22 protein-coding genes, 1 tRNA gene and 1 pseudogene are annotated in these 22,462 nt (G+C 39.3%); 7 read left to right on the forward strand and 17 right to left on the reverse strand.

Annotated elements, in window-relative coordinates; all coding sequences use genetic code 11:
• The first annotated feature begins 2 nt into the window (after nt 1-2).
• Nucleotides 3-75: transfer RNA gene (locus tag ACOWPH_RS04155), tRNA-Arg, on the forward strand.
• A gap of 64 nt (nt 76-139) precedes the next feature.
• On the opposite strand, the gene ACOWPH_RS04160 is transcribed toward ACOWPH_RS04155, so the two are convergent.
• From ACOWPH_RS04160 to ACOWPH_RS04170, 3 genes are read right to left on the reverse strand one after another with little or no spacing between them, the layout of a single operon-like run.
• Nucleotides 140-721, reverse strand: a complete 582-nt coding sequence (locus tag ACOWPH_RS04160; protein WP_422665674.1) for a HEAT repeat domain-containing protein — start codon at nt 719-721, stop codon at nt 140-142.
• Nucleotides 691-1,038, reverse strand: coding sequence for a HEAT repeat domain-containing protein (locus ACOWPH_RS04165; RefSeq protein WP_422665675.1), 348 nt, complete (start codon nt 1,036-1,038; stop codon nt 691-693). Before ACOWPH_RS04165 ends, ACOWPH_RS04160 begins: the two co-directional genes overlap by 31 nt.
• On the reverse strand, nt 1,025-2,368 hold the full coding sequence (locus tag ACOWPH_RS04170; RefSeq protein ID WP_422665676.1) for a HEAT repeat domain-containing protein: 1,344 nt from the start codon (nt 2,366-2,368) through the stop codon (nt 1,025-1,027). The genes ACOWPH_RS04165 and ACOWPH_RS04170 overlap by 14 nt, the downstream gene beginning before the upstream one ends.
• A 15-nt stretch (nt 2,369-2,383) precedes the next feature.
• On the opposite strand from ACOWPH_RS04170, the gene ACOWPH_RS04175 reads away from it, so the two are divergent.
• Nucleotides 2,384-2,647, forward strand: a complete 264-nt coding sequence (locus ACOWPH_RS04175) for a hypothetical protein (protein ID WP_015214134.1) — start codon at nt 2,384-2,386, stop codon at nt 2,645-2,647.
• Between the two features lie 122 nt (nt 2,648-2,769).
• Here ACOWPH_RS04175 and ACOWPH_RS04180 read toward each other — a convergent pair whose 3' ends face one another.
• Nucleotides 2,770-3,705 carry an SDR family NAD(P)-dependent oxidoreductase gene (locus ACOWPH_RS04180; RefSeq protein WP_015214135.1) on the reverse strand — a complete coding sequence of 312 codons (936 nt, stop codon included), beginning with the start codon at nt 3,703-3,705 and terminating at the stop codon, nt 2,770-2,772.
• Between the two features lie 54 nt (nt 3,706-3,759).
• Complete coding sequence (locus ACOWPH_RS04185; protein ID WP_015214136.1) at nt 3,760-4,332, reverse strand: TetR/AcrR family transcriptional regulator; 573 nt, start codon at nt 4,330-4,332, stop codon at nt 3,760-3,762.
• 20 nt (nt 4,333-4,352) lie between these two features.
• On the opposite strand from ACOWPH_RS04185, the gene ACOWPH_RS04190 reads away from it, so the two are divergent.
• Nucleotides 4,353-4,682, forward strand: a complete 330-nt coding sequence (locus ACOWPH_RS04190; protein ID WP_081593675.1) for a diguanylate cyclase — start codon at nt 4,353-4,355, stop codon at nt 4,680-4,682.
• A 20-nt stretch (nt 4,683-4,702) separates the two neighbouring features.
• On the opposite strand, the gene ACOWPH_RS04195 is transcribed toward ACOWPH_RS04190, so the two are convergent.
• From ACOWPH_RS04195 to ACOWPH_RS04215, 5 genes are all read right to left on the reverse strand, one after another.
• Complete coding sequence (locus ACOWPH_RS04195; RefSeq protein ID WP_015214137.1) at nt 4,703-7,534, reverse strand: NACHT domain-containing protein; 2,832 nt, start codon at nt 7,532-7,534, stop codon at nt 4,703-4,705.
• Between the two features lie 395 nt (nt 7,535-7,929).
• The gene (locus ACOWPH_RS04200; protein ID WP_015214138.1) at nt 7,930-8,574 is read right to left on the reverse strand and encodes an HAD-IA family hydrolase; all 645 of its coding nucleotides are present in this window, start codon (nt 8,572-8,574) and stop codon (nt 7,930-7,932) included.
• A gap of 205 nt (nt 8,575-8,779) precedes the next feature.
• Nucleotides 8,780-9,973 carry an NAD(P)/FAD-dependent oxidoreductase gene (locus ACOWPH_RS04205; RefSeq protein ID WP_015214139.1) on the reverse strand — a complete coding sequence of 398 codons (1,194 nt, stop codon included), beginning with the start codon at nt 9,971-9,973 and terminating at the stop codon, nt 8,780-8,782.
• Nucleotides 9,974-10,014: 41 nt separating this feature from the next.
• Complete coding sequence (locus ACOWPH_RS04210) at nt 10,015-10,587, reverse strand: GNAT family N-acetyltransferase (RefSeq protein ID WP_015214140.1); 573 nt, start codon at nt 10,585-10,587, stop codon at nt 10,015-10,017.
• 273 nt (nt 10,588-10,860) lie between these two features.
• The gene (locus ACOWPH_RS04215; RefSeq protein ID WP_015214141.1) at nt 10,861-11,244 is read right to left on the reverse strand and encodes a winged helix-turn-helix transcriptional regulator; all 384 of its coding nucleotides are present in this window, start codon (nt 11,242-11,244) and stop codon (nt 10,861-10,863) included.
• A gap of 89 nt (nt 11,245-11,333) precedes the next feature.
• Between ACOWPH_RS04215 and ACOWPH_RS04220 the strand changes: the two genes are divergently transcribed.
• A complete protein-coding gene (locus tag ACOWPH_RS04220; protein WP_015214142.1) occupies nt 11,334-12,194 on the forward strand; it encodes an SDR family oxidoreductase in 861 nt (286 codons plus the stop codon).
• Nucleotides 12,195-12,474: 280 nt separating this feature from the next.
• Here ACOWPH_RS04220 and ACOWPH_RS04225 read toward each other — a convergent pair whose 3' ends face one another.
• Nucleotides 12,475-12,720 (reverse strand): ChaB family protein, encoded by a 246-nt coding sequence (locus ACOWPH_RS04225; protein WP_015214143.1) that lies wholly within the window; start codon nt 12,718-12,720, stop codon nt 12,475-12,477.
• A gap of 405 nt (nt 12,721-13,125) precedes the next feature.
• Nucleotides 13,126-14,757, reverse strand: coding sequence for a DUF655 domain-containing protein (locus ACOWPH_RS04230; protein WP_015214144.1), 1,632 nt, complete (start codon nt 14,755-14,757; stop codon nt 13,126-13,128).
• 260 nt (nt 14,758-15,017) lie between these two features.
• Here ACOWPH_RS04230 and ACOWPH_RS04235 point away from each other — a divergent pair, with 260 nt between their 5' ends.
• Nucleotides 15,018-16,202 carry a cysteine desulfurase family protein gene (locus ACOWPH_RS04235; RefSeq protein WP_015214145.1) on the forward strand — a complete coding sequence of 395 codons (1,185 nt, stop codon included), beginning with the start codon at nt 15,018-15,020 and terminating at the stop codon, nt 16,200-16,202.
• Nucleotides 16,203-16,280: 78 nt separating this feature from the next.
• On the opposite strand, the gene ACOWPH_RS04240 is transcribed toward ACOWPH_RS04235, so the two are convergent.
• From ACOWPH_RS04240 to ACOWPH_RS04250, 3 genes are all read right to left on the reverse strand, one after another.
• Complete coding sequence (locus ACOWPH_RS04240) at nt 16,281-16,520, reverse strand: hypothetical protein (protein ID WP_015214146.1); 240 nt, start codon at nt 16,518-16,520, stop codon at nt 16,281-16,283.
• A 180-nt stretch (nt 16,521-16,700) separates the two neighbouring features.
• Complete coding sequence (locus ACOWPH_RS04245) at nt 16,701-17,255, reverse strand: phosphate-starvation-inducible PsiE family protein (RefSeq protein ID WP_015214147.1); 555 nt, start codon at nt 17,253-17,255, stop codon at nt 16,701-16,703.
• A gap of 81 nt (nt 17,256-17,336) precedes the next feature.
• A complete protein-coding gene (locus ACOWPH_RS04250) occupies nt 17,337-18,335 on the reverse strand; it encodes a tetratricopeptide repeat protein (RefSeq protein ID WP_042464826.1) in 999 nt (332 codons plus the stop codon).
• A 144-nt stretch (nt 18,336-18,479) separates the two neighbouring features.
• Here ACOWPH_RS04250 and ACOWPH_RS04255 point away from each other — a divergent pair.
• Nucleotides 18,480-18,751 (forward strand): annotated as a pseudogene (locus tag ACOWPH_RS04255) (elongation factor G); the annotation flags it as partial.
• A gap of 443 nt (nt 18,752-19,194) precedes the next feature.
• Nucleotides 19,195-20,091, forward strand: a complete 897-nt coding sequence (locus tag ACOWPH_RS04260) for a prohibitin family protein (RefSeq protein WP_015214149.1) — start codon at nt 19,195-19,197, stop codon at nt 20,089-20,091.
• 45 nt (nt 20,092-20,136) lie between these two features.
• On the opposite strand, the gene ACOWPH_RS04265 is transcribed toward ACOWPH_RS04260, so the two are convergent.
• Together ACOWPH_RS04265 and ctpC are read right to left on the reverse strand one after the other, a co-directional pair.
• Nucleotides 20,137-20,328: a hypothetical protein gene (locus ACOWPH_RS04265; protein ID WP_015214150.1), complete on the reverse strand. Its 192-nt coding sequence runs from the start codon at nt 20,326-20,328 to the stop codon at nt 20,137-20,139.
• Nucleotides 20,329-21,083: 755 nt separating this feature from the next.
• Nucleotides 21,084-22,367, reverse strand: a complete 1,284-nt coding sequence (gene ctpC, locus ACOWPH_RS04270) for a carboxyl-terminal processing protease CtpC (protein WP_015214151.1) — start codon at nt 22,365-22,367, stop codon at nt 21,084-21,086.
• Nucleotides 22,368-22,462 lie beyond the last annotated feature (95 nt).

Raw genomic sequence — 22,462 nt, forward strand, 5'->3', positions numbered from 1 at the left:
GAGGGCGCGTGGCTCAGTGGATAGAGCAACAGGTTCCGGTCCTGTGGGTCGGGGGTTCAAATCCCTCCGCGCTCGTTTTTTTCCCTTATGGTGAGGGATTATATAACCATTACTGCGACACACTGTACCTGTACTCAGGTCAATGTGTGGAGCGTTTCAAAGCATTTTCATTGCCAATACCTATCTTCCCTAAGCTTTCAGCCGCCTGCCTAAGGGTGTCATCATCCTGGGATGTCTTGAGGAGTTGCACCAAAGCGGAGATCGCTTTTTCATTGCCAATACCTATCTCCCCTAAGCTTTCAGCCGCCTGCCTACGGGTGTCATTATCCGGGAATGTCTCTAGGAGTTGCACCAAAGCGGAGATCGCTTTTTCATTGCCAATACCTATCTTCCCTAAGCTTTCAGCCGCCTGCCTACGGGTGTCATTATCCTGGGATGTCTCTAGAAGTTGCACCAAAGCGGAGATCGCTTTTTCGTTGCCAATACCTATCTCCCCTAAGCTTTCAGCCGCCTGCCTACGGGTGTCATTATCCTGGGATGTCTCTAGAAGTTGCACCAAAGCGGAGATCGCTTTTTCATTACCAGTGCCTATATTCCCTAAGCTTCGAGCCGCCTGCCTACGGGTACCCTTATCCTGGGATGTCTCTAGGAGTTGCACCAAAGCGGAGATCGCTTTTTCATTGCCAATACCTATCTCCCTAAGCTTCGAGCCGCCAGCCAATGGGTACCCTCATCCTGGGTTGTCTTGAGGAATTCCACCAAAGCTGCAATCGCTTTTTCATTGCCAGTGCTTATATTCCCTAAGCAATCAGCCGCGTGCCTACGGTTGCAAACATCCTGGGATGTCTTGAGGAATTCCACCAAAGCGGAGATCGCTTTTTCATTACCAGTGCCTATATTCCCTATGCTTTGAGCCGCGTGCCTACGGGTACTCTCATCCTGAGATGTCTCTAGGAGTTGCACCAAAGCGGAGATCGCTTTTTCATTGCCAGTGCCTATCTTCTCTAAGCTTTCAGCCGCCTGGCTAAGGATGTACATTATCCTGGGATGTCTCTAGGAGTTGCACCAAAGCGGAGATCGCTTTTTCATTGCCAGTGCCGCCTATATGCCCTAAGCTTTCAGTCACCAGGCAACAGGTGTCATTATCCTGGGATGTCTCTAGAAGTTGCACCAAAACTGCGATCGCTTTTTCATTGCCAGGGTCTATAATCCCTATGCTTTGAGCCGCCCGCCTATGGATGTACTCATCCTGGGCGGTCTTGAGGAGTTGCACCAAAGCTGTGATCGCTTTTTCATTGCCAGCGCCTATATTCCCTAATCTATAAGCCGCCTCCATAAGGGTGTCATCATCCTGGGATGTCTCTAGAAGTTGCACCAAAACTGCGATCGCTTTTTCATTGCCAGGGTCTATATTCCCTAAGCTTTGAGCCGCCAGGCAACGGGTGTCATTATCCTGGGATGTCTCTAGGAGTTGCACCAAAGCGAAGATCGCTTTTTCATTGCCAATACCTATCTCCCCTAAGCTTCGAGCCGCCAGCCAATGGGTACCCTCATCCTGAGTTGTCTTTAGGAATTCCACCAAAGCTGTGATCGCTTTTTCATTGCCAGTGCCTATCTTCTCTAAGCTTTGAGCCGCCTGCCTACGGGTATCATTATCCTGGGATGTCTTTAGGAATTCCACCAAAGCTGTGATCGCTTTTTCATTGCCAGGGTCTATATTCCCTAAGCTTTGAGCCGCCAGGCAACGGGTGTCATTATCCTGGGATGTCTTTAGGAATTCCACCAAAGCTGTGATCGCTATTTCATTACCAGTGCCTATCTCCCCTAAGCTATCAGCCGCCTCCATAAGGGTGTCATTATCCTGGGATGTCTCTAGAAGTTGCACCAAAGCTGCGATCGCTTTTTCATTGCCAATACCTATCTCCCCTAAGCTTTGAGCCGCCCGCCTATGGGTGTACTCATTCTGGGATGTCTTGAGGAGTTGCACCAAAGCGGAGATCGCTTTTTCATTGCCAGTGCCGCCTATATGCCCTAAGCTTTCAGCCACCTGCATACGGGTATCATTATCCTGGGATGTCTCTAGAAGTTGCACCAAAGCGGAGATCGCTTTTTCATTGCCAGGGTCTATATTCCCTATGCTTTGAGCTGCCTCCATACGGGTATCATTATCCTGGGATGTCTTGAGGAGTTGCACCAAAGCTGCGATCGCTTTTTCATTGCTAATACCTATCTCCCCTAAGCTTTGAGCCGCCTGCATAAGGGTGTCATTATCCTGGGATGTCTCTAGAAGTTGCACCAAAGCTGCGATCTCTGTTCTTCGTTCCGTTTCTTCCAGTGCTGCTTTAGCTGTATTTTTAATTTCTGACATAATTTTTTCCGACAAGTGTATCAAGGCAACCTGCTCAGTTACATCACCGATCGCATTTCTCAATCTCTAGAGTTGCCAGAAATACTAGCAACCACAGCAGCGGAAATTCGCACATTTCTCAGGATAAACCGTGTAAAAATCTACCAATTTCACGAAGATGGTAGTGGTGAGGTAGTAGCACAATCAATTCAGGGCAATTCCTGCGGAGAGCTTCGCAAACGCTACCTTCATTACTGGTGGTCTGTCAAATTTCTATTTGTGGATGAGGTTTATAGTTAATAAGCTCTCTATATTTCCCTCAAACTTACAATTTTTAGCTTGACAGACTACTAGGATTTTCCGTCCAGCGACATTCCAGACAGTATACAGAAAAACCCTAGCTCACTACTAGCAGGGTTTTCTTATTTGCCCGCGCTTTGCACCTTTTTATTAAATTCAAATTTCACATCGGTTAGTTTTTCCGATACTTCCCATAGTATTTTAGCGATCGCTTGGTCTTTGGATAACTCGTTTGATTCGACTTTTATTGGGTAGCCGCGCATTTCCATAAACCCATTGGGACCGAAATATTCCGCGCCTTTTAAGCCTGCTTCGGTTGTCGCCCGCAAAGTTGGTAATGCGCCCATCGTGATGTCTTGAGCAAGGATACCGTTAAGATATTGCACAATGCCACCCGCAGTTCTTTGCAATTCGGTTGCTGTCCAGCCCGGATGCGAGGCGGTTACAAGTGTGTCAATACCTTTATCTTTGAGTTTTCGGTCGAGTTCGTAGGTAAAATAGAGATTGGCAAGTTTGCTGTCGCCGTAGGCTTTCCATTTAGCATAACTTCTCTGCTCCCAATTCAAATCATCGAAATCTATCTTGCCCATACTATGTGCGCCACTCGAAACATTAACGATTCGTGAGCCTTCGGTGCTAATCAAAAGTTCTAGAAGCTGTCCCGTTAAAGCAAAATGTCCGAGATGATTAGTGCCGAACTGCAATTCAAAACCGTCCGTCGTTTTTGAATACGGGGGAATCATCACACCCGCATTATTAATCAGTAAATCCAGATGCCAATAATTTTTCTGAAAGTTTTCAGCGAAATTTTTAACTGATGCTAAATTCGCCAAATCAAGTTCCATCACCTTTACGTCGGCATCTTTATTCTGTTGAATAATTTTTGCTAGTGCTTTGTTGCCTTTGTCCAAATTGCGAACCGCAATAATTACAGACGCTTGTTTATTAGCTAAGACCCTCGCTGTTTCATAACCGATACCGCTGCTCGAACCAGTGACAATTGCTACTCTTCCTTTTTGGCTCGGAATATTTTCTGCGTTCCATTGTTCAGTTTTCATTTTATTTCCTCTTGATTAATCGAATATTCGTTTAATTAAGTCTCAAAAAAAGAATTAATTTGTTATTGCATCCCACCCAATCTTATAGATGGTTTCCAACATTTTTTCGTCCAAAATCAAAGCACCACTAAAATGCTCTTTTATCAATCCAGTTAGAGGCACAAAGGTAAAAGCGGTAAAAATTTCCAGAGAAATATCCTTAAAAACTTTTTCCTCTTTACCGCGATTGAACAAATCTATCAGTGGCTTAAAATAGCTCAAACCTTCATCTTTGCAAATGCGATCAACCATCGGGGAATTAGCAAACTGCTCCGTAAAAGCAAATCTGACCGGATTTTTAATCGCGTATTGATAGTAATTATTCCAGATCATTTTAAAGGCTTTCTCCACCGATAGGTTTTGGTTGACACCTTTCAACATTTCTGCACTCATTTCCTGCTTCACCAACAAATATATTCTATTGAGAAGGTTTTCTTTGTTTTCAAAATAGACATATATTGTCGCTGGCGAAACATTCGCGGTTTTGGCAATTTTTGACATCGAAGTGTCGGCAAAACCGTTGGCAGTAATCAGTTCGATTGCCGCATCACAGATGGCTTGATTTTTTTTATCGTCTTTGTGCCTCATAGTTCCTATAATAAACTAACATTCGTTTATTTACAAGTGAAGTTAAATTTGACAAACTCCTTCGGGACGTAGTCGCTGGTTATGGCGGTGAAGAATTTGTAATTGTACTACCAAACACCTCTGCACAAGGGGCTGTGCAAATAGTAGAACGCATTCGCACCGAAGTAAAAGCATTAAAAATTACCCACACAAAGTTTGCTGACAGCGATTACATCACTCTCAGCATGGGCGTTGCCTGTATCATTCCTGATCAGATATCTTCCCCTGCGGCTATAATTGCAGAAGCAGATCAGGCACTTTATCAAGCTAAAATGGAAGGATGCGATCGCTTACGAACCATTCGTAATTAGTAATTAATCAGGAATCAGCACTAAAATATCTTCAATTGCTGCTTTAACTCTACTGGCAGATTTTTCGCTATTTCTAAACCTTCCACATTTTTCCAACTTGTCTTTTCATCCCAACAAATATCACCTAATAAGCCATTGCTCAACTTAGCACCACTGAAATTAGCATCTTCTAGATTAGCACCGCTGAGATTAGCACCACTCAGATCTGCAAGGCTCAAGTCTGCGTAATTGAGGTCAGCACTACTCAAGTCAGCACCAGTTAAATTAGCACGAATAAAGTTTGCTTCATGCAAATTTGCATGGTTAAACAATGCTTCGCTGAAATTAGCACTAATCATGTATGCACCACTACAGTTAGTCCGGCTAAAATTAGCACAATTGAGGTTAGCACGACTGAGGTCTGCATGAGAAAGATTAGCACCACCGAAATCAACCTCAGAAAGGTCAGCACCCCTCAAATTAGTACCACTCAGAAATGACCCAACTATTTGATTAAAATTCTCTCCTGACAAGCAATTACTGTAGTTAATAATATCCCGTAATTGGGTAGTATCAACATCACTCTGCGGTTGACCAGATGGATAAAAGATAATATTTTCCTTGAGTACATCATGCCCTTGAGCATAGCGGTGTAACTCCAACAAAAAAATCATCAAATTCAAACCAGTATAGACATCTACCTGAGTTTGGTCTAAGTGATGAATTCCATACTTTTGTAATTGTTGTAGTTTGATTTGAGGTAAGTTATTTTCTGAATCATTGATGAATTGTTTTTGACACCAGTTATTGTAAAAATTCTCTAAACGTTGAAACAGCATCACCCAATCAAAATTGGGAACTTCTATCAGCAATTGCACCAAAAATTCAATAATTTCACTTGTGATTTTACCAAAACCCAGCAAATCATAAATTTGCCAATTCATATCGGTCTCACTAACAACTGGTTCTTGAGTATCTTCTATTTTCTGAGTCCAAGCTATCAGTATCTCTTTGAACCTTTCCGCAAACAGAAAATCTCTAAAACTTCCATGAAAAAATTCAAACCGACTATCATTTGCAAAAACACCACAAGCAACTAAACTTGTTTTTAGGAATTGACTATCCTGTTGTGCAATTATATCTTGAGTTTTTTGATCCTCTTGTAAATATGTTTCTAACATTAACATTGAGGTAAAATTACCTCCCGACTGCACAACACAATTTGCCGCTGCTGTGAGAATAGCTTTAAAAGCTATTACTTTTTGTGAATTTAAGTCATTATGATGTAAATATGGAGTAATCAACCAATTAATAGCTTTATGATAAATAAAAGTTTTAGCTGTTTTTTGTTTTGCTCGCTCTAATTGATCAACAGTTAACTGACTATCTCTATACATCGCTGCTAATAAATGCAGTAAAAGCGGTTCATGGGCTAATATTTGTAATGAAGATGGGAGTTTTTTGGGTTGTAAAAATTGCTGAAAATCTGTATTTTTACCTTGATTTACTGGTAATGCTGCCCATTTTTGTAACCATTTTTCTTGTAGGGTTTCATTCAGAGCAATTATTTCTACCTGCTCTAAATTTTCCGGTAGATTAGAAATAGTTTTTAAAGCATTGTTATGACTAGTGATTAACACCCGATGACCCATTAAAGCATTACTTTTACATTTCTGCTGAAATGTGCCAAGTTGTTGCATGAATTGTGATAAATTTAGTTGAGTGACTATATCAGAATTTAATTCATCTAAGCCATCTAGAATAAAGAAAAAGCGATAATTTGTATTTTGTAACCAATTATCAGCTTGACTAAAATTAAATGGCAAAGCTGATTTCAAGGTATCCTCTAATTCCATGGAAATGGTATTAAGATTTTTTAAATCAATCAAGATTGGTGTCCAAAGAGGATAAAGATGTGTTTTTACCCAATTGGCAAATATTCGAGCAAATGTGCTTTTGCCTCTTCCTGTTTGTCCTTGAATTAAAATTAATTGCGATAATTTATTAGGATTGAGAAGCATTCCTTTAGTCCATGTTTCTAAATCCAAAATGTCAGAATTTAGATTTTGAGATTTAGCCTGGAGAGGAATATAAATATCTTGAATAGAGTAGCCTTGTTGAAAAACTGTTTCTAAAGCTGGAGAAGTAATATATTTATCCAAGTATTCATCAATACTGTGAATATTTGCTTGTGCTTGCTGCCAATATATCAAATCTATGTGAATTATATTTTCAATTACAGCACCTAAATTAATAAAAGCTTGAATCATGTACCGCTGAGTATTAGCAGCAATTCTCTTTGTCAAAAGATTAGCTAGGTATTTGGTAACATCTGGTGCTATTAATCGTGCTGATAATATTTGATTGAATGCTGTTGCTAATTGGGATTCATGAAAACAGAAAATTGTATCTGTAGCACTTTGATCATCTAATTCAAGACGATGAATATTTATAAGTTTTTTGCTAACTTCTGGCAAATTATCAGCATTAGTATCCTCAGTTATTGCCGGATATAAAGATAAAATTTCTTTGGTACTTTCTAAATAAGCTGCTTGACTGATTATAGATACACAGTCTTCTAAAGTCAGATTTCCTGGAGATATGTCACCGTAAAACTTCAGTAAAGCAATACCCAAAGACAGGAAAGAAAATTCCGAATCTATAATTTGTGCTAAAGGTAAACAAAAAACATCTAATAATGAAGATGAATTTTGCAGTACAGATTTTAAAGTTTCTAAACTAACACCTTGCTTTTGAATCCCTGCTGTTGCTTCTATAACTGCTTGACCAGTTTCTATTGTTGTATTGAGATTTTTTTCTACAGAAAAAGATTGCTGAAACTGATGCCAAATTTGTGATAAGTGTTTTTTCATTTGATTAGGCTTATCCAATTACTAAATCATTTAGAGCCTAGCGTAACATTTATAACTTTTAATTTGTGCCTATCTAGTAAAGAAAATTCACACCAACTATATATGATCATAGTACGATATTAGTATATACACTAGTATGATATTTATTTGTTATACTTAATTATGTCTATTTGGGCTGGTAAGAGAACACCAGAAAATAAATTATCCAATCTTGTGGAATGGGCCTCCTGCCCGTCCTTTGTTGATTAGCAGTAATTATCCGAACTTAAGAGTATTATTTGGGATTTTGCAGCTTGAATTTTCAACTTAGTTTGGAAAAAGTAGGGGCTTATTGCAATACACCCCTACTTTCTCGTATCTGACAAAGATTCCAGAATTTAAGGTTGTTTTATCTCCTACTGGCGGTTAATCCAAATACCCCTCATACCAGCGCTTCTAGCACCATGATAGTCGTCTATAATACTATCGCCAATGTGCCATGCCTCCTCTGGTGAACAGTCATGATTTTGCAAGGCGATATCAAAAATTTGCGGGTCTGGTTTAGCTGTACGGACTTGGGTGGAAATGGTAATAGATTGGAAATAGTCTTTTAGTCCCAAGCTTTGCAATACAGAGTACAGACGGGAATCGAAATTAGACAACACACCCAATTCAACTCCTAACCGTCGCCAATTTACCAAAGCTAGAGGCACATCTGGATAAACAAACCAAGGTTCAGCAGTACCAAAGTGGATATAGAGTTCGCTAAAAAAAGCTGAAAAATCGGTAAATTCTTGGAGAACACCTGCGCCTTCAAAGGTATTGAGGGCAATTACCCGCCACCAATCAAATTCTCGTTGGGGAATATCTTTAATATCTGTATCGAGAAATATGGGTGGTGGTGAGGCTTTGAAGCTTTTAAAAAATTGTTTATTCAAGGTTTCGGGGGAAACCACAACGCCAAAGTCTTGGGCTATTTGACTATAAATTATGCCTACACTGCCTTTGACACCAAAGAGTGTACCTACAGCATCTAAAAAAATAACTTTCGGTTTTTTCATAATTCAAGAATGCTCTTTTCCCCTACACCAGCGTCATACAGGAATTTTACCTTTGAGGAGGTGTGATTTTTGTTCAAAACAGATTTGTTATTATTTTTAGTTTGCCATTGTCAGGTAATTTGATTCCAGAATTTTGATGATTTTTGGCATGAGGAATAGGAAACAGATAACAAAATCTCAGTCTATCTGTCATCTGTCACCTATTTTACTGAGAAAGGGTTTCGATAATTGGACGTACTAGCCAGTTGAAGCCGACTTTGAGTTGATGATCTAAAGTTGGTAAACGATATAGATAAGCTAGACGACGGGCTACGTATGCGAGAGAACCATCTAGTTTGATGCCTAAACCGGTGAGGGTGGCGTTGTCTATTCCTAATGCCATCATTTCTCCTAACTGTTGATAGCGGAAGGGAAGTAAAGGGCGATTTGTTAAAGATGCCCAGATATTCCAAGCGGTATAATCAGCTTGTTGAAAGGCGACTTGTGCTGTAGCCGGTACTTGCTTTCCTTCGGCATCAATACAGTCTGCTAAATCTCCTAAGGCGAAAATTTCTGGATGTTCTAGAACTTGTAGGGTTGGGGTGGTGGTGATTTGTCCACGCTGGTTTTGCTTGAGGTGCAGGGTTTTTACCACTGGGGCTACTCTTGTACCTACTGTCCAAATTACCAAATCTACAGGAATTTCGTCTACTTGATTTTTATATTCTAGGGAGATGGTTTTTTCTCCAATTGATACTACTTTGGTTTCTAAATCTATAAAGACGCTTCTGGCATCTAGAGCTTTTTTTGCGGCTTCGCGGTTAAATTCTGGTGAAGTTCGCAAAATTTGATCGCTGATTTCAATGAGGCGAAAACGTCCTTTTTCGCCAATTCTATCTGCAAGTTTACAAGCTAATTCTACGCCACTGTAACCTGCACCGACTATGGCGACACGAATTTTGTCGGTATCTAATTCTTTTAAAACTCTGAGGTGTTCTTCTAGGCGATAAGCATCTGTGATGGTACGGAAGGGGTAAGCGTGGGTTGCTGCACCTGGAACTAGATCTAGGGGGGTTTCGCCACCTAATGCTAGGACTAAGCGGTCATAGGAAATTCCTGGGCTATCTTGTAACTGTATCCTTTGTTTGTCGATGTCAATTTCGGAAACAGTTGCTTGGTGAAAACGTACACCTGTGTTTTGTAGTAGTTCTTGGTATGGTGGGGCAATTTCCCAGGTTTGTAGTTCGCCGGTGAGGAGTTCGTAAAGGAAGGGAGAGAAGAGAAAGCGATCGCTCTGATCGACTAAGATAATCTCAGGTTTGGGTGTAGATTCCCACGGTAACTGGCTTAAACGGAGGGCGGTGTACAGTCCACCAAAGCCACCACCTAGTATACAAATTCTTGTAGTTGGTTCAGTCATGGTTTTTATAAGAAGCTAAATCTCAGCAAGGCATTATAATATTAGTGTAATGATTTATTGCAGTCTATTGCCATCAGCCAGCAATCCTGATATTTGCCCTCATAAAGTTCATGATATGGTAACAGCTTAATTTTCACAAATCCACATTTTTCATAGCAGCGAATAGCACGGAGATTATTGATATTGGCATCAATAACAATTTTTACAGCTTGCAGTTCAGTAAAAATATAATTTATCACGGCTGAAAGCACTTTTGTCCCAATTCCCTGATTCCAATATTGAGTTTCACCAATAAATAAATCAATTCCATACACATCTTCTGTTTTTTCTAGAGAATACATTTCTTTAATATGTAATGGTAATTGATTGAGAGCATAATATTGTAAATAACCAATTTCTATATTTTGATAAGAAAAAATACAGGGAAATAAAGGTTCTTTTCCCAAAATTCTAGGTTTATATGTTTGTACAACTTTTTTGAAATCATAAAAATCATCTCTCCCACCATAAAATTTCAATACTTCCTCATCGGAACGCCATTTTTCCATTAACAAATAGTCTTGTTTCTGATCTTCCATGGGACGAAGTTTAATTTCGTCTTTGATAATTAGCATACCTTGTAGTTAATCTAACCTAAGTTTTAACTATTTTGATGTTGGTCTAAATTCAGCAACTACTTCAATTTTATCGACAATATCCATGTTTATCTAAACTAAAATACAGCAGATTGCAGATTAATGAGATACAGAATCAAAATTGAAACCTAGACACCAAGCCAGTTTTACTCCTGACTCCTGCTGTATGAGGAAATATCACTTTAAAATCTTGTACATATCTGCCTATATGTGTATAGTTTTGCCTAGAAAATTGTCAACTAGGGAATAACTCTACTTTCTTGCATCCAACACCCGTAGTGTATTGAGTTCAATCCAGTCTGCTAAAGCGGCGACGTGATGAGCAACTTCTTCTCCTGTCGGAGTCAGGCTGTACTCAACAAAAGGTGGAACCACATTGTGGGATACACGCAACACAAAACCATCTTCTGTCAGTGATTGTAGACTTTGAGCCAGCATTTTCTCACTGACTCCCCCTATTTTTCGTCTCAATTCGCTAAATCTGTGGGTTCCTTGGCGTAGCGCAATCAGAATCAGTACGCCCCATCTACTGCAAACGTGTTTCAAAATTTCTCGTGAAGGACATGGCTGGGCGAAAAGATCCCCCCTTTCAAAGCGTTGTGTCAAAGTATTTAAATCATTATTGCTATTACTCATATACTTACTTTTTTGTTAGTACTTACCAAAAGTTAGTAATGAAATTATATTAGGTTTACCGACATCAAAAAATTAACGAGGTAAAAAATATGATTGTCATCACTGCGGCATCGGGTCAATTAGGCAGATTAGTATTGCAAGAACTATTAAAATCAGTTCCTGCCCATGAATTAGTCGCTGCGGTTCGGAACCCAGAAAAAGTGTCAGATTTTGCTAGTTTGGGCGTGCAGGTGCGACAGATTGATTATACCCAACCTCAGACCTTGGATATGGCTTTCGCTGGCGCAGAAAAAGTGTTGCTCATCTCCTCCAGTGAAATTGGTAGTCGCGTACCTCAGCACACAAACGTCATCAACGCCTGTAAAAAAGCCGGAGTTAAATTACTGGCTTATACCAGTCTTTTACACGCAGATAGTAGCCCTTTACCTCTAGCAGCAGAACATCAACAGACCGAAGCTGCCCTGAAAGAATCTGGTGTGCCTTATCTAATATTACGCAACGGTTGGTATACCGAAAATTATACGGATAGTATTGCGATCGCTTTACAATATGGTGCAGTCATCGGCTGTGCTGGAGAAGGCAAAATAGCCTCCGCAACTCGCGCTGATTATGCCGTAGCCGCAGCCACTGTTTTATTAGCCAATGATCAAGCAAGTAAAGTCTACGAATTCGCTGGTGATGTAGCGTATACCTTGAGCGAATTTGCCGCCGAACTCAGTCAGCAGTCTGGCAAGCAAATCATTTATCAGAATATCTCTGAAGATCAGTATATTTATGTCTTAAAAAATGCGGGTTTACCTGAGCCTATTGCTGTAATGTTAGCAGAATCTGAGACAGGAGCGGCAAAAGGAGGATTATTTGATGCCAGCCGAACCCTAAGCCAGTTGATAGGCCGTCCTAGTACATCTCTGAGTGAATCAATGAAAGCAGCCCTTGATCTGAATAAATAACACAAACATATAGCAATTCCCAATCTCATGAAATACACCCCACCCGCGCTGTCGCGCACCCTCCCCTTACCAAGGGGAGGGTTGGGGAGGGGTAATTTTGTATCTTACTAGAATGGGAAAGGCTATAATAGATAGCTGAAGGAAACCTCCACGTACCTCTGCGTTTTGATGGGGAGCAGTTATACTAAAAACGGGTTAAAAGTGTCATACTGATAGTCCAAACTCTTGCCTTTTGCCTGCCTCGACGAGAAGACTTTTATGGCTTACGCTATCAGTAACCCTAATTACCACCAGACATAACAGCTTTATGATGTATAGCGGGGTCTTCTGGTTTTCTATGCCAGTTACCCTCTCTGTCTGGTTCATATTCATTATTAACACTATTCCAAGCTACTTCTAAAGCACCGTCTTCACTCATGCCATTACTTTGAGAAGCATTGAAAGCAGCTACAAAAATCTGTTGTGCGTGTTCTGGTAGTCGTGATTGAATGTCTTGAGGTAATTCATCTATTTTGCTATAAGGCATAAACCTAACTCCAATTTTCTAAGTTTGGTTTATGTTAGTAATTTAGTGATTATTTTGCCTCATTCTAGAAGTAGATATAGCGGTATGCATTGTGAATGAAATACATCATAGCCCCCTCATCGCTTGCCTACGGTGTACACACATCTCTAGACATGATCTAAACGTTATCCGATTCCTCTAAATCCCCCTTGTTAAGGGGGACTTTGAGAAATTTAGCCCCTCTACCCCTCTTCCATCATTCTGGGAATCACAAAAATAATTTTCTAATTGTCAAATTCTTATGTGATAAAGATTTGAACATTGTGTAATTTTAATAAATCGCTAAAGCAGTTGTTAAATAAAGGTTTCAAATTTAGCATTACCGAAAGTGCCGAAAAATGGCTACTTTTTAAACATTCTCTTAGATTACCAGGTTACACGTCCTTGCCATTTTTCTGAGGTTTTAGCACTAACGCCGGGTATTTTTTCTATATCTTGTAAAGATGTAAATTTTTGTTTTTGACGGGCAATAATTATCCTTTGGGCTAATTTTTTACCCACTCCTGGCAGGGTTTCTAATTCTTCCTGGTTTGCCGTGTTGAGATTGACTGTTGTAGTGCCTAATTTTTCAAGAGATGAAGGAGTTTGAATTTGAGGGCAATTTTTTACTTGTGCATCAATTTTGGCTTGAATATTGGGTGGTAAACCAGGTTTCATTTTGGTGTAAAGACGGTCAAATTCGCGTTGATAATGCTCTGCAACCGTGGGATTTTCAATTACTACTAAAGTTTCATCATTACCGCTATTAGCAGCCTCTGACCAATTATGTGAACCTGTGATTACGGTTTTTTTATCTATTAGTGAGAATTTATGATGTAGTAAGTCGCCTTTGGCTAAAATTGGCACTCCAACTGTAGAAATAGAATTTCTCCAAGGACGGTTATCAAGTTCATATTTGCAGTTATCACTTAAAGATAAACCCATCATATCTAAAGCTTCACTATAGGGACGATAGGCAAATTGGGGTTCAATTAAAGCACGAATTTCTACATTTTCTGCATGGCGATTTTCTAATATATTGGCAAGTTTTTGATCAGAAAATACAAATAATGCCATGTCAACAGATTTTGTGGCTGTATCTAATGTTTTAGCAATTAACCCATTGCTAGTGTTACTCCAAATTTCTCTTGAGGATGTAGGGGAAAAATGTACGGTAATTTTAGTATTAGTTAAAGTGATTTCTTTGGGTAAACGGACAAGCTTTTTAACTCCAAATTTACTATCTGGTTTTCCTCCTGCGCCATCACCCCACATGATGTTAAACTCTTGGGTAAATAAGGTTGCTAATTCAGGACTATCAATTTTTAATAAATTATTATTATTACCTAAACTAGTAAAATTTGTTAAATCCCCAGAAGTATCACTAAAAGTAAAATTAGCTGAAGTAATCACAACAAAGCGATTATCTACAATTACAAATTTATGATGCATCAAACTGCTGCCTTTAGAACCATCAGCGGTATCATCTATCCAAGGAATTTGGGCATTTTGGATAATTGCTAAGGCATCACGTTGATTAATTTCTGCTGATGTGATTTGATTATCTTGGTTGATATCAACAAATTTACGAAATTCGTGATATCGTTCTTTTTCCCTTTTATCTAGTGTCTGGATTTCATTTGCGGTTAAACTACTCCAAGGACGAGAATAGTTATTTTCTAAAATTATCCTCACTTTCACCCCAGTTTTTTGTTTTTCTGCTAGTGCTTGGGCAATTTTAGGTAAACGCAATTCTTGTACTGCTACATCTATTGTAGATTTTGCTTGGGATATAACATCTACAATCTGTTTTTCTAAATCATCACCTAAGCGGGTTTGTTGTCGATAGGTTTCTCGATATTGGGACGATTGAGAATGGTTGAAGTAAACTTGAATTAAGGGATCTTGGGGTAATGGTGCTAAAAGCTGATTTGAAGACTGGACTTTTTGACAACCAATGAGGGTAAATAGTAATAAAAAGATATAAGATAAATATCTTTGGTGAGGGAAAATAGACACGGTAATCTGCTAAAAGTAGATTTAGGGTTAATGTATTTATTATTCCCCAAAAGGTGTATGTCGAAGGTAAGACTTCAGAAGTCGGGATTGATGTCTGGTTTTGAATAGAGATTTTGTAACTGATTGATCTACAATCTGCTGTGTGTAGAAACATGAATGCACCAAAAAAGCCAAAAATTCCCTATATACATAAAAATACTCACACTTGACGATTTCGGCAATATTTTACCAGTGTGTTATCTTACTCAACTATTGATTTTATGCAAGTATATTTAGATTACAGTGCTACTACCCCTACTCGTCCAGAAGCGATCGCTAAAATGCAAGCAGTCTTAACTCAAGAATGGGGTAATCCTTCTAGTTTACACGAATGGGGCAACCGTGCAGCTTTGGTTGTGGAAACCGCAAGAATGCAAGTTGCAGGTTTAATTAACGCTGTCCCCGAATCAATTATTTTCACTTCTGGGGGAACAGAAGCAGACAACTTAGCAATTATGGGTATTGTGCGGAATTATGCGGTTCCCCAACATATAATTATTTCTAGCGTGGAACATTCGGCTGTTGCGGAAACGGTGCAAATGTTAAAAATGTGGGGTTGGAAAGTTACCCACTTGGGGGTAGATAGCACAGGAAGAGTTAACCCCGAAGATTTAAAAGCAGCTTTGCGACGAAACACCGTTTTGGTATCTGTGATTTATGGACAAAGCGAAGTGGGAACTGTTCAACCTATTGAGGAATTGGGGAAAATTGCCAAAACACATGGTGCTTTGTTCCATACAGACGCGGTGCAAGTTGCAGGACGTTTACCTTTAGATGTGGAAACTTTACCTGTTGATTTATTGAGTTTATCTAGTCATAAATTATATGGCCCTTTGGGTGCAGGTGCTTTATATGTGCGTCCAGGTGTGAATATCAGACCTGTGGTGGGTGGTGGTGGCCAGGAAAACGGACTGCGTTCAGGGACACAAGCAACACCAGCTATTGCAGGGTTTGGAGTGGCTGCGGAATTAGCGGCAAAAGAGTTAGAGACAGAAAGGGTAAGATTGATAGAATTGCGCGATCGCTTGTTCACTAATTTAGCAGATGTTCCCGGTTTAATTCCCACAGGTGACAAAATTAACCGTTTACCCCATCATGTCAGTTTTTCTCTAGAATATGCAGACGGTGAAAAACTCAGCGGTAAAACATTGGTACGTCAGTTAAATTTAGCAGGAATTGGGATTAGTGCAGGTTCTGCTTGTCATAGTGGAAAATTAAGTCCCAGTCCGATTTTATTAGCAATGGGTTATTCTCAAACAGCAGCTTTGGGAGGAATTAGATTAACTTTAGGAAAACAGACAACAGCAGCAGATATTGATTGGACTGCGATGGTTTTGAAACAGGTTTTACAAAGACTAATACAGGATTTATACCCATCTAAATCCCTGTTTTCTAGAAGAGAATGAACAATTAGCTTAAAAGATATATTCAAAAATGCTAATGGTGCATTAGCGACAGCATAACGCACCATACAAATTTCAATTTTACATTTTTCCTTGTGTCATCACTTGTTGTAGATGATGACGAATTTCTTTTGCTTCTTCAATTTCTGACTGACGCAATTTTTGAAACAGTTCTACACAAGGCTGAGAATTAGCTTCTTGTGCATCTTGGATATAACGTTCGTAAGCTTGTACCGCTTCAGCCTTATTGTGAAGTACGGTAATAAAATCGTACTCTAAATTACTAATTGGTAGTTGAGATTGCCCGTTACCAGTAGTCATAGATTTACCCTTTTTAAACTTTATGATTAATTTATACCCACTTTAAAGGAGTCATTCATCTACCCAAAAGCTGAGGGAAAAGTATCAAGGCTGCTAGTGCAGCCTCAAGCATTTATAATTCCCACTTGCTACTTTTATGGCTTGGTTTATCTAGCCAAAGAATGATGTCTGTCGGCTTATTTATGCAGAAGGTTGATTGCCGTCACAGGTTCGTGAATATGAAAATTCTAGTTCATTTTCTTGTTCTCTCCGTCCTTGATGCACAATCGGACAAAATTTTGTGTTAGCACTCATGCAATCCATGTGTGGTGTTTTCGCACACACTAATAATAGTCCACCCAAAATCAACAATAAGCCACAAATTGCTGCTGTCTGTATTCCAGAAATTTCTAGCGCACCGTGAACAACTACTTCTCGGAGAACAGAAACAATTGTTACTTCGACTGCTACACCAACAGCAATACTATGCTCTTGTAAGTAAACCATGAGTAGTCGAAATAACTCAACTAAAATCAACACAAATAACATTTTAGCGGTTACTTGTTTGTAGTCTAGTGACTGGCCTAGAGAAATAAATATTCCCCACAATTGCACTAACATGACTGCAAACAAGGATAAACAAAGGAAAATGACAATTAAGTCTTGGAAGGCCTCCATGTTACGAACAATTGCATGACGATCTAACCAGCGGTCAAAAAATAAAAATCGACTCTTGAAGCGTTTCTGCGTATACATTTTCATTCCTATTGGGATTCAGACCACACCAGCCAGTTAACCCAATTATCTTATTTTTACGTAAAATTAATGGTTTACGCCTCAGCGTGGTTTGTTATTTAAGTTTTGTGTCTGGATTAACAATTTTTCGGCATTTATTGCCCATTGGGAATTATTCTGAGTTTTATATAAATCTCTGGCATATTGGAATACTTTTACAGCTTCTGAATATTGCTTTAATTGTATAAAAACTAATCCTGCACCATAATAAGCATCAGCATAATTGGCGTTAACTTCTGCTGATTTTCTAAAAGCAGCTAATGCTTCGTTAAATTTGCCCTGATTAAACCAAATTGAGCCAAGATTGTAATGAGCCTCTGCATATCGGGGATTTATGGCTATTGCTTTGCTAAAGGCTTCCTTTGCTAATTGAACTTTACCTTGTTGCAAATAAGACATCCCTAAATGATAGGCTGGTTCTGGGGAATTTTGACTATATGTCATAGCTTTTTTAAAAGATGCGATCGCACTCTCCCAGTCTTTTTGCAATTCTTTCACCAATCCCAAGTTATAATGGGCAAAGCCCAGTTGCGGGTCTATCTGTAGCGATCTTTGTAAATAATCAGCCGCTAACTGTAAATTATTCCCTTCTAACAACGCACCTCCTAAATTAGCAAAAGCCGGAGCAAATTGAGGATCTGCTTGAGTCGCTTGATAAAATGCATCTGCTGCTGGTTGCAGTTGTCCCGCTTGTCGCAGCGCTAAACCCAAATTATAATGCGCTGGTGCTAACGTCGAATCTGATTGAATTGCTTGACGAAAAGCGGTAATCGCATCTTGCATATTTCCCCCTTGAATCGCCTGTAAGCCTTGATTTAACCAATCTAACGCCGCTTGACGAGTAGTTTGAGCTAAAAAAGACCTAACCCCCCAAGCAGGGAAATCCGGGTTAAAGCCTCTATTCTTGTAGGAGAGAGGTTTTATATTCAATTGAGTTGAGTTGACAGAGGGAGAAGTTGAAATAACTGGACTAATATTTACATTTAGTACCAGCAAAGTGACAATTCCAATGAAAGGATATTGTTTTAATGGTAATGTCATAAATTTACTAGTAGGAAGTTGGGAGTCGGGAGTCAGACGGAACCAAGAAGGAAGAAGAAAAATTCTCCCCCTGACTGTTAAGAGTTCCTCCCGTATCAAACATTTTGTATCCTAAATCCTTACATTTACTAGATAAAAAATATTGTGACTACTTCCAATGAGTTTACCTCTAAGGTGTTGCAATTGCTAAGTGGTAGACGGGGAAAGACTTTGAGCTATGAAGGTAGACATGATTGTCCGGGTTGGGATAATGTGGCTGCATATTTACCCCAAGCGGAAATGCAGAATTTTATTGTAGAATTGCGATCGCTCACTTTAGGCGTTGGTTCTTTCCATTAGAAGATCATCTCCAAGAAGTCCCAGAAAAACTGGCTCAACGCATTCTCACTAATGGTAATAATAGCGGAAATAGTTCAACCTCGTTCCCAGTCTCTGACTGGGAATGCTATCAGGAAGGTTCTACCTTCCGTTTTTTATCTCACGCAAAGGCGCAAAGACGCAAAGAAAGATCAATGTTGTTTTGGTAAATAATCTTGATTTAAACTTTCATCTTTATTTGCCGCGTATCGGAAAATAAATTAATAAAATAGTATCCCCTATGTTATCTCCATCACCCAAACATACAAGTAGTTGATCGTACATTATTATATTACTATTTATTTTTTTATACAATACACTATTATAGACATAAAACTCAGTCTTGAATTCCCATCTATAATTTAACGAACCCGTTTTCCAGTTGACCAATACAAAAATAACCCGAATTTAAATTAATCACCTATTCATGACCAAACCTTAAACCCAAGATTATACTTGTATGTTAAGTATATACAACATCTTAACAACACAGGATAATCTTATGGGCTTTATATTCTCCCTCCTCACCAGTCTCATAGCAAGTCTCATATATCTCCAAAGCAGCAAAATCACCAGCACCAAGACTCAGATTGCAGTCCGTGGAATTACCATATTGATTGGTAGTATTGCCTTACTAGCTTCAATTTCTAGACTTTTGGTGATTGTTCCACCGGGTAATGTCGGTATTGTCAACTTCTTTGGTAAAGTTTCTGATAACACCCTTGATTCCGGTGTCCACTTAGTTAACCCCTTTGCCAAAGTCCTGAATTTTTCCACTCGCCTTAAAGATATCAAGGAAAACATAGACACAACATCTCAAGAAGGTTTGAGTTTAAATCTTGATGTTAGTCTTCAATACAGACTTGACCCCCAGAAAGCAGCGCTAGTATATAAAACAATTGGAATTGACGAAAAAGAATTAATAATTTCCAGATTTCGTTCTACCGTCCGTGCTATTACAGCAAACTATCCAGCTAGTGCAATTTACTCAACACAACGCCAAGAAATAGTTCAAAAAATTGACCAAAAACTTACCCCCCAGATAACATCTTTAGGTTTTATTGTTGACCAAGCACTTTTGAGAAATATCAAAATGCCGGATACTTTGCAAACAGCAATTCAAGAAAAACTCAAAGCAGAACAAGAAAATGAGCAAATGAAATTTGTCTTAGAAAAAGAGCGTCAAGAAGCTGAAAGGAAGCGAATTGAAGCCAAAGGTGTAGCTGATTCTCAAAAAATTATTTCTGGTGGACTTACTAATCAAGTGTTGCAATTACGCGCAATTGAAGCCACAGAAAAACTTGCTCAGTCTAATAATTCTAAAATTGTAGTTCTTGGTTCGGAAAAAGGAGGAATGCCTATTTTAATCCAGCCAGATTCAGGAACAACAAAACCGTAAAATCTTTTTAGATTTTTGCGTTTAGAGTGCAAAACCTAATGAATATTAATCGTCATTACCGAAAGTCACGCAAGGACTGTCAATTTCTACAGATGGAGTAAAGGAATTACAGAAAACCACAGCAACACAATTAATCTCAAATTCATCAGGGTGAGTACATTCCATCTGCATAAAAAAAGCACAGTCTTTACAAATACTCTGACATGACATTCGTTGTGAATGAATGGAGTCTGACATCAATTAAAATCCTGAAGAAAAGATAAAACCCACTACTTTGTGTGTTCTGTAGTGGGTGATAGCAGTAACAAACAATGTCTTTCCTATCATCTGTTATTTATGTAACCAATTCAATTGATTAATGTAATAATTGCATTATTATCTTGCATTTATAGTAAGTCAACTACAAATCAAAATTTTCAGATGACTGAACAAAATACACAAACTTGGTATATAGCGTTTCCTCATCACATGAGCTACATCATAGCCCCCTCATCGCTTGCCTACGGTGTACACACAAGTACTATCTGCGAGGGTTTTAGGCGTTATAGACACCTTGAATTGTCATTACGAGCGGAGCGAAGTAATCACATCATCCCGTGGTTTTTGCGATTGCTTCGTCGTTCCTCCTCTCTACGAGACGCTAACGAGATCGCAATAACAGGCATCCAGAGCGATCGCACCACCTCAAGCTAGATGACAAAACCAAGTACTAGTATAAATTTTAAGACTTGTGTGTACACCGTAGCATCGCTTGCGGAGAGGGGGTTGGGGGTGGGGTTTTTGTACCTCACCGATAACCGCTATACTGTCAAGCACAAATCTGAAAAATGAAAAATAATCTCCGGTCAGCAATTTGAGGAAAATAACCTAGAAATTATCAAAAATTGGGGGAGTTTTAGTTCAGAAGGGTAAGCTCTGGTTAGGGGTGTAAAATTAATTAGGGTTGGAAAATGCCAACCCGTTTAATTTATATCTGAATTTAGATTTTGGATTTAATTATTATTCATTGTCGTAGGATTTTGAGCAGCTTTTTTACCCAAAATTTCTACCGCTTTGGCAAATTGAGGATCTTCTAAAGTAGCTAATTTATCCCGTTCTCGTAACCATAAATTTTCTTTTTGGGCATCGGTTAAATCTATGACCACATCTGGATCAATACCATGCTTGTTAATATCTTTACCGCTAGGGGTGTGATATTTAGCAATTGTTACCGCTAATCCTGAACCATCTTCTAAAGGCCGCACAGACTGCACCAAACCCTTACCAAAGGTTTGCGTACCCACAACTACAGCACGTTTATTATCCTGCAAAGCACCGGAGAGAATTTCACTAGCACTAGCTGAACCCTTATCCACTAAAACCACCAATGGTTTAGTTGTCAAAGCACGACCCCTAGCTATTTCCCGTTCTTGCTCACCTTGACGGTCAATTGTAGAAACAATGATTCCCCTGTCTAACCACATCCGGGCAATGTCTACACTGGAGAATAATAAACCACCTGGGTTTCCACGCAGATCCAAAACATAGCCAGACACTTTTTTAGCTTCTAACTTAGTAATTGCTTCTCTCATTTCTTTACCAGCATTGGCACTAAATTGATTTAGGCGAATGTAGCCAAGATTACCTGCTGGTGTTTGCTTCTCAGAAAACTTAACTGGATGGATTTCAATTCGCGCTCGTGTGATATTAAACTGTTTTTTCTGGCCCTTACGCTGAATTGTTAGCCTAACGGGCTTTCCTGGTTCACCACGAATCAAGGATACAGCCTGGTTAGTGTCCATTCCTTTAGTACTTTTGCCATCAATTTCCAGAATCAAATCTTTAGCCAGAATTCCTGCTTTGAAAGCAGGTGTATCTTCAATTGGGGCAATCACAACCAATTGCTTAGTTTTTTCATCTTGGCTGATAGTAATACCAATACCTGTGAGTTCTCCAGAAGTATCAACTTGCATACTCTTGAACTCTTCTGGGTTCATAAACCGGGTGTAAGGGTCTTCTAGCTTTTGAAGCATTTCCCGGATGGACTTATAAGCTTCCTCTTGATTAGTGTAGGACTTGCTTAAATATTCCTTACGAACAGCCTGCCAATCTACCTGATTAAAAGTGCCATCTACATATTGGCGATGAACAATCTGCCAAACTTCATCTATCAATTCCTTGGGACTTGCTTTAAATAAAGCCTGACCACGAGAATGAATACCAAGACCAGTAACCGCAATTGTAGAAAGCGTCACTGCCGTAGCACCTAAAACAAGCCTACTCTTTGTAATCACCATAATGACAGCTGTGTCAGAGGGAAAATTTATAGTCAGTATGCCCAATCTAACACAGGGATTGGGAATTGGGGATTGACGATTAGTAATTCTTCCCC

This window comes from Anabaena sp. PCC 7938, assembly GCF_049315035.1.
GTDB lineage: Bacteria > Cyanobacteriota > Cyanobacteriia > Cyanobacteriales > Nostocaceae > Anabaena > Anabaena cylindrica.

Excerpts from the sequence above, each read along its gene's own strand:
- ACOWPH_RS04235 (WP_015214145.1), top strand. The coding sequence starts at position 15,018 with ATGCAAGTATATTTAGATTACAGTGCTACTACCCCTACTCGTCCAGAA.
- ACOWPH_RS04240 (WP_015214146.1), bottom strand. The coding sequence starts at position 16,520 with ATGACTACTGGTAACGGGCAATCTCAACTACCAATTAGTAATTTAGAG.
- ctpC (WP_015214151.1), bottom strand. The coding sequence starts at position 22,367 with ATGGTGATTACAAAGAGTAGGCTTGTTTTAGGTGCTACGGCAGTGACG.
- ACOWPH_RS04215 (WP_015214141.1), bottom strand. The coding sequence starts at position 11,244 with ATGAGTAATAGCAATAATGATTTAAATACTTTGACACAACGCTTTGAA.
- ACOWPH_RS04245 (WP_015214147.1), bottom strand. The coding sequence starts at position 17,255 with ATGTATACGCAGAAACGCTTCAAGAGTCGATTTTTATTTTTTGACCGC.
- ACOWPH_RS04180 (WP_015214135.1), bottom strand. The coding sequence starts at position 3,705 with ATGAAAACTGAACAATGGAACGCAGAAAATATTCCGAGCCAAAAAGGA.
- ACOWPH_RS04260 (WP_015214149.1), top strand. The coding sequence starts at position 19,195 with ATGGGCTTTATATTCTCCCTCCTCACCAGTCTCATAGCAAGTCTCATA.
- ACOWPH_RS04165 (WP_422665675.1), bottom strand. The coding sequence starts at position 1,038 with ATGTACATCCTTAGCCAGGCGGCTGAAAGCTTAGAGAAGATAGGCACT.
- ACOWPH_RS04205 (WP_015214139.1), bottom strand. The coding sequence starts at position 9,973 with ATGACTGAACCAACTACAAGAATTTGTATACTAGGTGGTGGCTTTGGT.
- ACOWPH_RS04220 (WP_015214142.1), top strand. The coding sequence starts at position 11,334 with ATGATTGTCATCACTGCGGCATCGGGTCAATTAGGCAGATTAGTATTG.
- ACOWPH_RS04170 (WP_422665676.1), bottom strand. The coding sequence starts at position 2,368 with ATGTCAGAAATTAAAAATACAGCTAAAGCAGCACTGGAAGAAACGGAA.
- ACOWPH_RS04210 (WP_015214140.1), bottom strand. The coding sequence starts at position 10,587 with ATGCTAATTATCAAAGACGAAATTAAACTTCGTCCCATGGAAGATCAG.
- ACOWPH_RS04225 (WP_015214143.1), bottom strand. The coding sequence starts at position 12,720 with ATGCCTTATAGCAAAATAGATGAATTACCTCAAGACATTCAATCACGA.
- ACOWPH_RS04195 (WP_015214137.1), bottom strand. The coding sequence starts at position 7,534 with ATGAAAAAACACTTATCACAAATTTGGCATCAGTTTCAGCAATCTTTT.
- ACOWPH_RS04200 (WP_015214138.1), bottom strand. The coding sequence starts at position 8,574 with ATGAAAAAACCGAAAGTTATTTTTTTAGATGCTGTAGGTACACTCTTT.
- ACOWPH_RS04250 (WP_042464826.1), bottom strand. The coding sequence starts at position 18,335 with ATGACATTACCATTAAAACAATATCCTTTCATTGGAATTGTCACTTTG.
- ACOWPH_RS04185 (WP_015214136.1), bottom strand. The coding sequence starts at position 4,332 with ATGAGGCACAAAGACGATAAAAAAAATCAAGCCATCTGTGATGCGGCA.
- ACOWPH_RS04265 (WP_015214150.1), bottom strand. The coding sequence starts at position 20,328 with ATGTCAGACTCCATTCATTCACAACGAATGTCATGTCAGAGTATTTGT.